Origin of the sequence: Azospirillum canadense, from assembly GCF_025961225.1 — a bacterium.
Lineage (GTDB): Bacteria > Pseudomonadota > Alphaproteobacteria > Azospirillales > Azospirillaceae > Azospirillum > Azospirillum canadense.
On the sequence record NZ_JAOQNG010000001.1, the window covers coordinates 678,755 to 691,588 of the forward strand.

Below are 12,834 nucleotides of genomic sequence, written 5' to 3' on the forward strand. Positions count from 1 at the left end.
CGGCCCGCCTGTGCCGTGCAGCCGCAATCATCGGCCGTTGCTGTCTCCCGTGCCCATCCCCCTTGCACCAATCAGTCGACGGCAAGGTTTGACGGCTCTGGATTATCCACGTACCGTCTGTGCCGAGCCACCGTCGGTTGTCTTCCCGGTGGCGAATACATTCGAAATCGGTGATGAGCGAGGGGGCTGGCATGCCGACTATTCGGGTACTGGCGGTTGACGGTGGCGGCGTGCGCGGCATCCTGCCGGCTAAGGTGCTGGCATGGCTGGAGGGGAAGACGGGCAAGCGTTGCTCGGAGATGTTCCACTTCATGTCCGGCACCTCCAACGGCGCCGTCATGACGAGCGGCCTCGCCAAGCCGAACCCGCTGTCGGCGCAGGAACTGCTGGACATCTACGTGACGACCAGCGGCAAGGTCTTCCACCAGTCGCTGTGGCGCAAGATCACCACGTTGTGCGGGCTGATCGGGCCGAAGTACGGCGCCGCCTATTATGAAAGCGTGCTGCAGAAGGCGCTGGGCACCAACACGCTGCTGTCGGATGTGCGCGACGTCGAGCTGCTGCTGACGACCTACGACATCTTCGGCTGCCGCCCCTATTTCTTCAAGAGCTGGCGCGCCCGCGGCGATCTGAGCCCGCGCGCCCGCGCCGAGGCCAAGCTGGCCGACGGCGAGACGGAGGACAACAAGGCGCGCGACTTCCTGTTGTGGCAGGCCGCGCGGGCCAGCTCCGCCGCCCCCTCCTACTTCCCGCCGGCGCTGCCCACCAGCTTGGCCGGTACGCAGTTCCCGGCGACCGACGGCGGCGTCTACGCCAACGACCCGGCCATGTGCGCCTTCGCCGCCATCCTGCGCCTGTACCGCAAGGAGCTGGAGGCCGGGAACCTAGAGATCCAGATCCTGTCCATCGGCACCGGCGCGGTGGATTACCGCTACACCTACGATCAGGCCAAGGGCTGGGGCAAGATCGGTTGGGCGGTGCCCAGCCTGAACGTGATGTTCGACGGCACCAACCAGACCGTCGACTACCAGCTGACGGAGATCTTCGGCGGCGACAGCTGCCAGGGCGGTCCCCGCTTCATGGCCCTGCCGGGCGGGCTGGAGTTCAAGCAGTCCAGCTATTACCGCATCCAGGCCGACATGGGGCTGGAAAAGGACAACCCGGCGGGCGCCAGCTCCAGCCTGGACGACGCCACGCCGGAGAACATCGAGAAGCTGCTGATCTGCGGCGACGCGATGATCAAGAACAACCTGGCGTGCCTGGAAGAGCTGGCGCGCACGCTCTCCACCCCGCGCGACCCGATCTCGGTCGACGCTGACGCGCTGGAATTGGCCTGACGCACGGCGCATCGACCGAAAGGGCGAAAACGGAAAAGGGGGCCTCTCGGCCCCCTTTCTCGTCTCGTCACAGAAGCCGGCGTTACTCGGCCAACTCGTGGACGACGTCCTCCTCGTCCTCGTCGCCGGGGCGGCGCTTGCGCGAGCCTTCCGCGTACTCGAACGACGGCTTGTCGTCCTTGATGGTGACCTTGACCACGCCGCCCTTGCTGAGCTTGCCGAACAGCAGCTCCTCGGCGAGCGGCTTCTTCAGGTGCTCCTGGATCACGCGGCCGAGCGGGCGGGCGCCGTAGAGCGGGTCGTAACCCTTCTTGCCCAGCCACTCGCGGGCTTGGTCGTCCAGCTCGATCGTGACGCCACGATCCTCCAGCTGCGCCTCCATCTGCATGATGAACTTGTCCACCACGCGGTTGATGACTTCCCGGGTCAGGGCGGCGAAGGGGATGATCGAGTCCAGGCGGTTGCGGAACTCCGGCGTGAACAGCTTCTCCACCGCTTCCATGTCCTCGCCGACCCGGCGCTCGCGCTCGAAGCCGATGGCCGGCTTGGCCATGTCCGAGGCGCCCGCGTTGGAGGTCATGATGAGGATGACGTTGCGGAAGTCGACCGTCTTGCCGTTGTGGTCCGTCAGCTTGCCGTGGTCCATGATCTGCAACAGGATGTTGAACAGATCCGGATGCGCCTTCTCGATCTCATCGAGCAGCAGCACGCAGTGCGGATGCTGGTCGATGGCGTCGGTGAGCAGGCCGCCCTGGTCGAAACCGACATAGCCCGGAGGCGCGCCGATCAGACGGGAGACGGTGTGCCGCTCCATGTACTCCGACATGTCGAAGCGGGTCAGCTCGATGCCCAGCGTGTGGGCAAGCTGGCGGGCCACCTCGGTCTTGCCGACGCCGGTCGGGCCGGTGAACAGGTAGTTGCCGATCGGCTTCTCCGGCTCGCGCAGGCCGGCACGGGCCAGCTTGATCGCGGAGACCAGCGCGTCGATGGCCTTGTTCTGGCCGAAGACCATGGTCTTCAGGTCGCGCTCCAGGTTGAGGAGCGTCTCCTTGTCGTCGCGGCTGACCGACTTTGGCGGGATGCGGGCGATCTTGGCAACCACCGCCTCCACGTCCTTCACCGAGATCTTCTTCTTCCGCTTGTTCTCCGGCAGCAGCATCTGCGCGGCGCCGACCTCGTCGATGATGTCAATCGCCTTGTCCGGCAGCTTGCGGTCGCCGATGTACTTCGCGGACAGCTCCACCGCCGAGCGGATGGCGTCGTTGGTGTAGCTGACGCGGTGGTGCTTCTCATAGTAGGGCTTGATGCCCTGGAGGATCTTGATCGCGTCCTCGATCGACGGCTCGTTGACGTCGATCTTCTGGAAGCGCCGGACCAGCGCCCGGTCCTTCTCGAAGTAGTTGCGGTATTCCTTGTAGGTCGTCGACCCGATGCACCGCAGCGAGCCGGAGGCGAGGGCCGGCTTCAGCAGGTTCGACGCGTCCATCGCACCGCCTGAGGTCGCACCGGCACCGATCACCGTGTGGATCTCGTCGATGAAGAGGACCGCACCTTCCGTGGCCTCCAGTTCGGAGACGACGGCCTTCAGGCGCTCTTCGAAGTCGCCGCGGTACCGCGTACCGGCGAGCAGGGAGCCCATGTCGAGCGCGAAGATGGTGGCGCCCTTCAGCACCTCCGGTACCTCGCCATGGACGATGCGGCGGGCCAGCCCCTCGGCGATGGCGGTCTTGCCGACACCGGGGTCGCCGACGTACAGCGGGTTGTTCTTCGACCGCCGGCACAGGATCTGGATGGTCCGTTCGACCTCCTGCTCCCGTCCGATCAGCGGATCGATCTTCCCGCTGGCCGCTTTCTTGTTCAGGTTGACGCAATAAGCCTCTAGGGCTTCGCTGCCTTTCTTCACGACCTTCTCCGCCGCCGCGTCCTCGTCGGCTCCGGTAACGCGCTTCGCTTCCGAGCGGCCCGGGGCCTTCGCGATTCCGTGAGAGATGTAGTTCACCGCGTCGAAACGGGTCATCTCCTGCTCTTGCAGGAAATAGACCGCGTGACTTTCGCGTTCAGAGAACAGGGCGACGAGCACGTTTGCTCCCGTCACCTCTTCACGCCCCGACGACTGGACGTGGATGGCCGCGCGTTGCAGCACCCGCTGGAAGCCAGCCGTCGGCTTCGCATCATCGGGCCTGTTCGTGATCAGGTTCGCAAGCTCGTTGTCGAGGTAATCCGACAGTTCGGCACGCAAGCGGTCCAGGTCGACTCCACAAGCGCGCAAGACGGCCATGGCATCGGCGTCCTCGGTCAATGCGAGCAGCAAGTGTTCGAGCGTCGCGTATTCGTGCCTGCGCTCGTTCGCATGGGCCAGGGCTCGGTGCAGCGTCTGTTCCAGGTTACGCGACAGCATCTGTGGGCTTAATCCTTTTCTAGCGTACATTGCAGCGGGTGCTGGTGCTGGCGCGCAAAATCCATCACCTGCGTGACTTTCGTCTCCGCCACCTCGTAGGTGAACACGCCACACAAGCCCACACCCCGCCGGTGCACGTGCAGCATGATCCGTGTCGCCTCTTCGCGCGATTTCGCGAAGAAACGCTCCAAGACATGAACGACGAATTCCATAGGTGTGTAGTCGTCGTTCAACATCAAGACCTTATACATCGAGGGCTTTTTAGTCTTAGGCTTGGCTTTTATGACCACGCCCGTAGTGGTGCCCTCGTCGCCGTGCTTGTCGTTATCGGCCATGGTCTCAACAGGTCAGCATCGCGATGTACGTCCCCAACAATGATATGAGAACTCCGGGCGCGGTGGGAAGGGGCCGTTTTGGGTTTCTCCCCATTTGGGAGAGGCCCTTTCGGAACGAAACACACCCGCCTACTACGAAATAGATCGTATCGCCGGGGTCCGATTTCCAGGAACGTGGGGATTCCGGCCCCAGTTTGGATGGCCGCAGCCTGCGGCCGCCGGAAAACGACAGAGCCCGGCGGCACGGGCCGCCGGGCTCTCCCGGAGCTTCACATAGTCGTGAAGCGGCATGATTTGAAGCGGTACCGCCTTACGAAGGCCCGCTACCCCGTACGGACGCGTCCCGGGGCAGATGGGCCAGGGAGCCGCCCCGGCGTGGCCGGGGATGGAAGCCCCTTTGGGTGCGGCGCCGTCACCGGGTCCCGCGCGGGCGGTCCCGGTGACGGCGTTGCGTCGTTTTGCCTCAGGCCGCGACGGCCTTGGACAGGGCCGGCTTGGACAGGGTTTCGACGGTCACCTGGACGCGGTCGTTGATCGGCGCGAAGGCCTCCTTCGCGGTCTTCAGGGACAGCTCCTGCAGCTTGGTGCTCTCCTTCACGAAGGTCTCCACCGCGGCCTTGGCGAAGACGCTCTGCAGCTCCACCAGCTCCTGGATGGTCTTGACGGCCAGCAGGGCCTTGCCGTTGGCGGCGCCCTTCTCCAGCGAGGATTGGGTGTAGGCGGCGACCTGCTTGCCGGCTTCCTCGGCGCCCTTGGCGACGATGGTGCCCGACTTCACGACGGCGTCGACGTTGCCCTTGGCGAGCGCGGTCAGCTCGTCGAAGCCCTTCAGCATCTGGGCCGAGGCCTTCTCGAACTGCTCCTGCTGGGCCTTCACCAGGCCGTCCACATTCTGCTTGGCGGCGGTGACGGCGTCTTCGAAGGTCTTGGTGGCGGCGGCGAACTTGTCGGTCATGGAACGGCTCCTCGGAATTCGGTTGGTTTTCCGCGCCGGACCCAGCCAAGTGGCGACCGCGCGGGCGGATCAGTCGGCGACCCCGTGGGAACGGGCATCGGATCCTCTGTTGCCTTGCTTTTGCTGCACTGCAACATGACCAAAATTAGGGCAGATCGGCCCGCCTGTCAAAGGGTTTTTGTGCGGTGCACAATTTCTTTGGGGGTGGCCGGAGCGTCGCGATGTTTGGGATCCGGACGCGGCACGGCCCGGCTGTCCGGGGACAGCCGGGCCGTGGTCCAATGGAGCCGGCTTGGCCGTAAACCTGCCAGGGCGTTACGCGGCGAGCGGCTTGGACAGGGTTTCGACCGTGACGTTCAGGCGGGCGTTCAGCGGGGCGAATGCGGCGCTGGTCACGCGGGTGGTCAGGTCCTGAAGACGGCTGGCCTCGGCGGTGAAGGCGTCGAAGCTGGACTTCACATAGTCGGTCTGCAGGTCGATGACCTCCTGCAACGACTTGGCGGTCAGCAGCGCCTTGCCAGTGGTCACCGACTTGTCGAAGCTCGCCTGCGCGTAGGCGGCGACCTCGCGGCTCAGTTCCTCGGCGCCCTTGCCGGCGATCGTGGTGCTCTCGACCAGAGCCTCCACATTGCCCTTGTTCAGCGCCTGGAGTTCGGCCGAAAGCTTCAGCAACTGGGCCGACAGCTTTTCCACCTGCTCCTTGGTGGCCGACGCGGTCTGCTCGAAGGTCTTGGCGGCCTGCTCCTGGCCGGCCTTGACGAAGCCGGCATACTGCTCCTTCGCCTGGGCGGCGGCGCTCTCGAATGCCTGGGTGGTGCCCTGGGTGGTGAACTGGGGCTTCGCCTTGGTCACGGTGGTCATCTCTTGCGGTCCTTCCGTTCGGTCAGTGCTTTTCTTCTCCGTCCCCGGTCCGCGCGTTGGCGGACGTGCGGCCTGTCAGGCTATTCTTCGGGGTATTATGCTGCATTGCAGCAATTACGAGGGTATGGGCAACCATCCGTGTTGTCAACGGACATTTTTGTGCGGTGCACAATAAGTTGAATCGATGCGGGACAGGCCCATTCCGGTCGATACCGACGGTACGTGAACCCGCCCTGCGCGAAATCTTCGGCAAAGCGGTCGCGCCGTGCGGATCCTTTACGAAAGCTTTACCGGCCCTCGTGCCCAATCCTAACGCACCCGCCGAAGGGACGCGCTTCGGCTAAAGGTCAGCCAATCCGCGGCGGAACGTCGCAGCTATTCAGTTCGGGAACGCCCCCAAATGACCTATTGCCTCGGCATCAAGACCCGCGACGGCCTGATCGGCCTGTCCGACGGCCGCATCACCAGCGGGTCGCAGCTTTCCTCGGCGCGCAAGGTGACGATGATCGGCAGCGGCGCCGACCGATTCTTCATCATGAACTCCGGCCTGCGCAGCGTGCGCGACAAGACGCTGGCCTACCTGCGCCGCGACATGGCCAAGCGCCGGAACGAGTGCTACGCCACGATGCTCGACGCCGTCTCGGCCTTTACCGCCTGCCTGCGCCAAGTGGCGACCGAGGACAAGGAGGCGCTGGAGGCGTCCAAGCTCGCCTTCAACCTGCACGCCATCATCGGCGGGCAACTGGCCGAGGACCGCGAGCCCTTCATGTTCCTGGTCTATCCGGAGGGCAACTGGATCGAGGTGGACGAGCGCACGCCCTACCTGTCCATCGGCGCCACCGCCTACGGCAAGCCGATCCTGGACCGCGCCCTGACCTACGGCACGGACATGCAGACGGCGCTGAAGATCGCCTACCTGTCCTTCGACAGCACGCGCTTCTCCTCCAACGACGTCGGCTTCCCGATCGACATGGTGTCCTTCCACGCCGCCGGGCGGACTTGGCGCCAGTCGAACTTCGACTACGACGACCTGGTCGAGCAGCGCCTGTGGTGGAACCGCAACATCACCGAGCTGGCGCGGCGCATGCCGGACGGCCCGTGGGTGGACACGCTGGTCCCCGACGAACTGCGCACCGCCGCGGTGGTGGCCGAGAAGGTGTGATCGTCCGAGCCCCGGCCGTCACCCGCCGCCGGCGAACAGCCAGCGGCCGAAGGTGGCGGTCGGGCCGACCAGGCCGTCGCGGCCCACCTCCACCTCGAACAGGGGGCCGGCGGAGTCGATGCGGCCGCCGGTCGGCAGGGTCCGCGGCGCGTCGTCCGGGCGCGGCAGGGGCGGGAAGGGGACGCCGGTGTGGTCCATCTCCCGCAGTGGTCCGTCGAAGCGGACGTCGGCGAAGCGGTCGGACGGGTAGGGGTAGGCGTTGAAGAACCAGTTGCCGCGCCGGCAGCCGTTGACCAGCCAGTAGACGCCGTTCGACGGCAGGTGCATTCCGCTCGGCGCTGGGTTGAAGGCGCCGCTCTCGTACAGCTTCAGCACGAAGATCGCGAACTGCCGCGGCGTCAGCTGGACCCGGTCCACCGGGCCGCGCGCCACCGCGGCCGGGTCGTTCAGGTCGATCCGCGTGATGTCGGCCGCCTCCAGCACCCGCGCCTCCACCACCGCGCCGCCGGTCGAACGGTCGCCCATCACGTCGTAAGTGCGGACGTGCTTGTTGTAGTCGGCGTTGAAGACCAGCCGGTAACGGTCGGTGCCCTCGCCCTTGGTGCAGGAGGCGCGCAGGTCGTCGCCGTTCAGGTAGCTGATCCAGGTGAGCTTGCGGGCCACGAGGTTGTCCGTCGGGCCGACGGAACTGCATCCCGCCAACGTGGCGGCGGCCAGCCCCCCCAAAGCCACACTCCTTGCCGCAATGCTCTTAAGTGTGAGCCCCAACACTGTCACTTGCCGCGTGCGTCCGTTTCCTTGCGTCTGGGCTCGCATGGGGTGCCTCGCGTCCGGTGGGAGGGGCCGGAAAGGGTCAAGGTGGGGATGTGGGCGGTCGGATGCCGTCGGTCAACGCCGCCTGCCGCCCCTGGGTCCCTCCGCTACCCGTTTTCGTCACAGTCTCAACAAAGAAGTCCATGCGTGAAATTAACGAATTGTCGCTAGACACTGATTCTCCTCGAATTTACCATTGCGCCAAACAACAAGTATTAGCCTTTGGCGGGGGCATCATGAGCGTACCGGGCAGCGCCGTTCGAACCCGACTCTTTCCGTTCGCTTGGCGCGCGCGGGGAGATGCCGGTGAACAGCGCCTGGAGTCTTCGAAAGTGGTAGGCCGGACGGTGGGGACGGTTGCGCGAGGTCTGCTCGCCGCGCTGGCCCTGTCGGGGGCCATGCTCGCGTCCCTGCCGGCGCTTGCCGCGAAATACGCGGCGATCGTCGTGGACGCGCGGACCGGCGAGGTCCTGCACGAGGAGAACGCCGACACCATCACCCACCCGGCGTCGCTCACCAAGATGATGACGCTGTACCTGACCTTCGACGCGCTGGACGAAGGGCGGCTGACGCTGGACCAGGCGCTGCCCGTGTCGTCCTGGGCGGAGGCGCAGTCGCCGACCAAGCTCGGCCTGCGCGCCGGCCAATCGCTGCGGGTGGAGCAGGCGATCCTGGGCCTCGTCACCAAGTCGGCCAACGACGCCGCCGTCGTGCTGGCCGAGGCGCTGGGCGGCAGCGAGGCGAAGTTTGCGGAGATGATGACCCGCAAAGCGCGCGAACTGGGCATGCGCAGCACCGTCTTCCGCAACGCCAACGGCCTGCCCAACATGGAGCAGGTAACCACCGCGCGCGATTTCTCGCTGTTGTCGCGGGCGCTGCTGTCCGACCATTCCAAATACTACCCGTATTTCAGCCGCCGCAACTTCGTCTACGGCGGCCGCAGCTTGCACAACCACAACCGCCTGATGCTCCGCTACGAGGGCATGGACGGCATCAAGACCGGTTACACGGTCGCCTCGGGCTTCAACCTCGCCGCGTCCGCCGTGCGCGATGGCCGGCGGCTGGTCGCGGTGGTGATGGGCGGCAAATCGGCGGTCTCGCGCGACGCCCGCATGGCGGTCCTGCTCGACAAGGCCTTCGGCAAGCCCAGCCGCGACGCCGACACCCCGGTCGCCGCCAACGATGATGATGACGATGAGGAGGATGACGCTCCGGCGGCCAAGCCCGTGGCGAAGGCCCCCGAGAAGGCGGCTCCGGTGAAGGCAAAGGCGCCGCCCAAGGCCCCGTCGAAGGTGGAGTTTGCGTCGGCCGCCTCCACCGGCGCCGCGGCCCGCCCACCCGCGGCCAAGGGCGCCGCCAAGGATGACGACGACGCGGACTGGGGCGTCCAGGTCGGCGCCTTCTCCACCCGCGACGCCGGCGCCCGCGCGCTGACCCAGGCGACCAAGCAGGCGCCCTTCCTGCTGCGCAACGCCAAGCGCAACATCACGGAGGTGAAGTCCGGGCAGGCCAAGGTCTTCCGCGCCCGCATGACCGGCCTGGACGAAGCGACCGCCCGCAAAATCTGCGCCGAACTGATCAAGCACGGCCAGCGCTGCGTGACCGTATCGCCCAACGAGAAGCTGTAAGGCTTCGTGGGACAAGCAGAAAGGCGCGGCCGGGGCCGCGCCTTTTTTCGTTTCGTGATCGAACGCCGGTCAGGCGCCGGGATCGGTGGCGTTGGGGAAGAACAGCGACTGGCCGTTGATGGTGTAGTCGGCGATGGCCTTCTGGCCCTCGCCGGAAACCAGCCAGTCGACGAAGGCCTGCCCATCGGCCGCCTTCACGTGCTGGAACTTGGCCGGGTTCACCAGCATGACGCCGTACTGGTTGAACAGGCGCTTGTCGCCCTCCACCACAACCTCCAGGTCGCCGGGGTTCTTGAAGCTGAGCCAAGTGCCGCGGTCGGCCAGCGCGTAGCCGCCGACGGCCGCGGCGGTGTTCAGCGTGGCGCCCATGCCCTGGCCGATGGAACGGTACCAGCCGTCACCTGACGCCGGGTCGAGGCCGGCGTTCTTCCACAGCGCCTGCTCCGCCTTGTGGGTGCCGCTGTCGTCGCCGCGGGACACGAAGGCCGCCTTGGCGGAGGCGATGGCCTTCAGCGCGCCGGCCACGTCCTTGCTGCCCTTGACGTGGGCCGGGTCGGCCTTCGGGCCGACGATCACGAAATCGTTGTACATCACCGGCTTGCGCTCGGTGCTGAAGCCTTCCGCGACGAACTTCTCCTCCGACGGCTTGTGGTGGACGAACAGCACGTCGGCGTCGCCGCGCTTGGCGAGGTCGATCGCTTGGCCGGTGCCCTTGGCGACGACGCGCACCTCGATGCCGGTCTTCTGCGTAAATTTCGGCAGGATGACCTTGAAGAGCCCCGAATCCTCGGTCGAGGTGGTGGAGGCCACCGTGATGAAACGGTCGTCGGTGGCCTTCGACGGCTGCGCCAGACCCAGCACCACAGCCGCGGCGGCGGCGCAACCCAACACGAACGAACGGCGCAACATCGGAAAATCCCTCTCCTCGTTCCCGCCCGCTTTGCTGCGGGCTGTGCCGGCACTATGCGGAATTTCCCGAGGGCCTGCAAATTTTACGGAGTCGGAATTTCGGAGGATGGAATCACGCCCGCCGCGCCTCGCGCACCAGCGCCGCGGCGAGGTTCACGGTCAGCGACAGCGCCATCAGGATGACGCCGAGGCCAAGCGCCAACGGCAGGTCGCCCTTGCTGGTCTCCAGCGCGATGGCCGTGGTCATGACCCGGGTGACGCGGTCGATGTTCCCGCCGACGATCATCACCGCCCCGACCTCCGCCGAGGCGCGGCCGAAGCCGGCAAGCACGGTGGTCAGCAGGCTCCAGCGCGCCTCCGACAGCAGGGTGATCAGCGTGGTCAACGGGCCGGCGCCCATGACGCGCAGCAGGTCCTCGTACTCCTCCAGCAGGTCCTCCGCCACTTGGCGGGTGAGGGCGGCGATGATGGGAACGATCAGCACGGTCTGGGCCACGATCATGGCGGTCGGGGTGAACAGCAGGCCCAGCACGCCGAGCGGGCCGGAGCGCGACAAGATCAAATAGACGATCAGCCCGATGACCACCGGCGGCAGGCCCATCGCCGTGTTCAGCAGCAGCGTCACCGCCCGCCGGCCAGGGAAGCGGAAGGCCGCGACCGCCGCCCCCAGCGGCAGGCCGATCAGCGCCGACAGGGCGACGGCGGTCAGGCTGACCCGCAAGGACAGGCCGACGATCCGCACAAGGTCGGGGTCGAGCGCGGTGATCAGGCGGAAGGCGGTGGCGAAGGCCGCCCCGAACTCATGCATGCTGTGTTTCCGTATGGCGGGAGTTGACCATCCGCCGCTTGCCCCGGCGGCCGATCTTCCCCACTCTTTCGATCATGGACCTCACGGAATTCACCATAAAGCCGGATCCGGCAAATCCCAAGCTGACCGAGCGCGTCTCCGGCCTCGACCAGGACGGGCGCCCGGTCGAGGCGTCCGTCACCGTCGAACGGCCGCTGACCCTGTACCTGAACGGGCAGGAGATCGTCACCATGATGACGATCGGCGACTATCCGGAGTATCTGGCGGTCGGCTACCTGCTGAACCAGAACATGCTGAAGCGGGACGACCGGATCATCGGCATCGACTACGACGAGGAGATCGACACCGTCGTCGTCCGGACGGAGCGCGCCACCAACTACGAGGAAAAGCTCAAGAAGAAGACGCTGACCTCCGGCTGCGCCCAGGGCACCGCCTTCGGCGACGTGATGGAGACCTTCGAGTCGGTGACCCTGAACCCCGACGCGCGGCTGCGGACCTCCTGGATCTACACGCTGTCGAAGAAGATCAACCTGGCGCCGAGCCTGTATTTGGAGGCCGGCGCCATCCATGGCTGCGTGCTGTGCCAGGACGACCGGCCGCTGATCTACATGGAGGACGTCGGCCGCCACAACGCCGTGGACAAGGTCGCCGGCTACATGCACCTGCACGGGGTGCCGCCGCAGGACAAGATCTTCTACACCACCGGGCGCCTGACCTCGGAAATGGTGATCAAGACGGTGCAGATGGGCATCCCGATCCTGCTGTCGCGCTCCGGCTTCACCGCCTGGGGCGTGGAGCTTGGCCGCAAGGCGAACCTGACCATGGTCGGCCGGGCCAAGGGCAAGCGCTTCCTGGCGCTGGCCGGCACCGACCGGCTGGTGTTCGACGCCGACCCGTCCTCCGTCGCCGACGAGGGTGGGCGCCACCAGCGCAAGGGGAGCCGGGATGAGGACTGAAGCGGTTGCCCAAGGGATTGCAGGCGTTCTGCTGGCCGGCGGGTTGTCGCGCCGCATGGGCGGCGGGGACAAGAGCCTGCGCACGCTGGGCGGGCGCAGCATCCTGGAGCGCATCGTCGCCACGGCGCGCCCGCAGGTCGGGCCGCTGGTGCTGAACGCCAACGGCGACCCGGCGCGATTCGCCGCCTTCGGGCTGCCCGTCGCGGCGGACGTGGTCGACGGTTACGCGGGGCCGCTGGCCGGCGTGCTGACCGGGCTGGAGTGGGCGCGGGCGAACGCGCCCGGCTGCGCCTGGGTGGCGAGCTTCGCGACCGACGCGCCCTTCATCCCCGGCGACCTCGTCGCGCGGCTGGTCGCCGCGGTGGAGCGCGAGGGCGCCGACCTCGCCTGCGCGCGGTCGGACGGGCAGGAGCATCCGGTGTTCGGGCTGTGGCCGGTCCGGCTCGCCGACGATCTCCGCCGCGCCATGGTGGAGGAGGACATGCGCAAGGTGGACGCCTGGACCGGCCGCTACAATCTCGCCATCGCCGATTTCGCCACGGACCCGGTCGACCCCTTCTTCAACACCAACCGCCCCGAGGATCTGGAAGAGGCGGAGCGACTGCTGGCGGCCGGATTGGTTGCCTGATCGATATCGCTTGTGGTTCAAGGTCGTTCCGAGTGAGGGAAGGG

General features: G+C 66.5%; 12 protein-coding genes. 5 read left to right on the plus strand and 7 right to left on the minus strand.

Features of this window, described 5'->3' with window-relative positions:
* The first annotated feature begins 191 nt into the window (after window positions 1–191).
* A complete protein-coding gene (locus M2351_RS03215; RefSeq protein WP_264654711.1) occupies window positions 192–1,337 on the plus strand; it encodes a patatin-like phospholipase family protein in 1,146 nt (381 codons plus the stop codon).
* Between the two features lie 82 nt (window positions 1,338–1,419).
* On the opposite strand, the gene clpA is transcribed toward M2351_RS03215, so the two are convergent.
* The 4 genes from clpA to M2351_RS03235 form a co-directional block, all read right to left on the minus strand.
* The gene (gene clpA, locus M2351_RS03220; protein ID WP_264654712.1) at window positions 1,420–3,735 is read right to left on the minus strand and encodes an ATP-dependent Clp protease ATP-binding subunit ClpA; all 2,316 of its coding nucleotides are present in this window, start codon (window positions 3,733–3,735) and stop codon (window positions 1,420–1,422) included.
* Between the two features lie 8 nt (window positions 3,736–3,743).
* A complete protein-coding gene (clpS, locus tag M2351_RS03225; protein WP_264654713.1) occupies window positions 3,744–4,070 on the minus strand; it encodes an ATP-dependent Clp protease adapter ClpS in 327 nt (108 codons plus the stop codon).
* 463 nt (window positions 4,071–4,533) lie between these two features.
* Window positions 4,534–5,025 (minus strand): phasin family protein, encoded by a 492-nt coding sequence (locus tag M2351_RS03230; protein ID WP_264654714.1) that lies wholly within the window; start codon window positions 5,023–5,025, stop codon window positions 4,534–4,536.
* A 315-nt stretch (window positions 5,026–5,340) separates the two neighbouring features.
* Window positions 5,341–5,886, minus strand: a complete 546-nt coding sequence (locus M2351_RS03235) for a phasin family protein (RefSeq protein ID WP_264654715.1) — start codon at window positions 5,884–5,886, stop codon at window positions 5,341–5,343.
* Window positions 5,887–6,286: 400 nt separating this feature from the next.
* On the opposite strand from M2351_RS03235, the gene M2351_RS03240 reads away from it, so the two are divergent.
* The gene (locus M2351_RS03240) at window positions 6,287–7,048 is read left to right on the plus strand and encodes a peptidase (RefSeq protein ID WP_264654716.1); all 762 of its coding nucleotides are present in this window, start codon (window positions 6,287–6,289) and stop codon (window positions 7,046–7,048) included.
* 18 nt (window positions 7,049–7,066) lie between these two features.
* Here M2351_RS03240 and M2351_RS03245 read toward each other — a convergent pair whose 3' ends face one another.
* Complete coding sequence (locus tag M2351_RS03245) at window positions 7,067–7,780, minus strand: hypothetical protein (protein WP_406567359.1); 714 nt, start codon at window positions 7,778–7,780, stop codon at window positions 7,067–7,069.
* A 413-nt stretch (window positions 7,781–8,193) separates the two neighbouring features.
* On the opposite strand from M2351_RS03245, the gene M2351_RS03250 reads away from it, so the two are divergent.
* Entirely contained in the window at window positions 8,194–9,489 is a 1,296-nt protein-coding gene (locus M2351_RS03250) for a D-alanyl-D-alanine carboxypeptidase family protein (protein ID WP_264654718.1), read from the plus strand.
* A gap of 69 nt (window positions 9,490–9,558) precedes the next feature.
* On the opposite strand, the gene M2351_RS03255 is transcribed toward M2351_RS03250, so the two are convergent.
* Together M2351_RS03255 and M2351_RS03260 are read right to left on the minus strand one after the other, a co-directional pair.
* Window positions 9,559–10,398 (minus strand): substrate-binding domain-containing protein, encoded by an 840-nt coding sequence (locus tag M2351_RS03255; protein WP_264654719.1) that lies wholly within the window; start codon window positions 10,396–10,398, stop codon window positions 9,559–9,561.
* A gap of 112 nt (window positions 10,399–10,510) precedes the next feature.
* The gene (locus M2351_RS03260; RefSeq protein ID WP_264654720.1) at window positions 10,511–11,206 is read right to left on the minus strand and encodes an ABC transporter permease; all 696 of its coding nucleotides are present in this window, start codon (window positions 11,204–11,206) and stop codon (window positions 10,511–10,513) included.
* Window positions 11,207–11,280: 74 nt separating this feature from the next.
* Between M2351_RS03260 and fdhD the strand changes: the two genes are divergently transcribed.
* Together fdhD and mobA are read left to right on the plus strand one after the other, a co-directional pair.
* A complete protein-coding gene (fdhD, locus tag M2351_RS03265) occupies window positions 11,281–12,162 on the plus strand; it encodes a formate dehydrogenase accessory sulfurtransferase FdhD (RefSeq protein ID WP_264654721.1) in 882 nt (293 codons plus the stop codon).
* Window positions 12,152–12,790 (plus strand): molybdenum cofactor guanylyltransferase MobA, encoded by a 639-nt coding sequence (gene mobA, locus M2351_RS03270; RefSeq protein WP_264654722.1) that lies wholly within the window; start codon window positions 12,152–12,154, stop codon window positions 12,788–12,790. The genes fdhD and mobA overlap by 11 nt, the downstream gene beginning before the upstream one ends.
* Window positions 12,791–12,834: the final 44 nt, after the last annotated feature.

Bases quoted from the DNA above. Each gene is read 5' to 3' on its own strand.
- M2351_RS03230 (WP_264654714.1), bottom strand. From the start codon at position 5,025: ATGACCGACAAGTTCGCCGCCGCCACCAAGACCTTCGAAGACGCCGTC.
- M2351_RS03260 (WP_264654720.1), bottom strand. From the start codon at position 11,206: ATGCATGAGTTCGGGGCGGCCTTCGCCACCGCCTTCCGCCTGATCACC.
- fdhD (WP_264654721.1), top strand. From the start codon at position 11,281: ATGGACCTCACGGAATTCACCATAAAGCCGGATCCGGCAAATCCCAAG.
- clpS (WP_264654713.1), bottom strand. From the start codon at position 4,070: ATGGCCGATAACGACAAGCACGGCGACGAGGGCACCACTACGGGCGTG.
- clpA (WP_264654712.1), bottom strand. From the start codon at position 3,735: ATGCTGTCGCGTAACCTGGAACAGACGCTGCACCGAGCCCTGGCCCAT.
- M2351_RS03235 (WP_264654715.1), bottom strand. From the start codon at position 5,886: ATGACCACCGTGACCAAGGCGAAGCCCCAGTTCACCACCCAGGGCACC.
- M2351_RS03240 (WP_264654716.1), top strand. From the start codon at position 6,287: ATGACCTATTGCCTCGGCATCAAGACCCGCGACGGCCTGATCGGCCTG.
- M2351_RS03255 (WP_264654719.1), bottom strand. From the start codon at position 10,398: ATGTTGCGCCGTTCGTTCGTGTTGGGTTGCGCCGCCGCCGCGGCTGTG.
- M2351_RS03215 (WP_264654711.1), top strand. From the start codon at position 192: ATGCCGACTATTCGGGTACTGGCGGTTGACGGTGGCGGCGTGCGCGGC.
- mobA (WP_264654722.1), top strand. From the start codon at position 12,152: ATGAGGACTGAAGCGGTTGCCCAAGGGATTGCAGGCGTTCTGCTGGCC.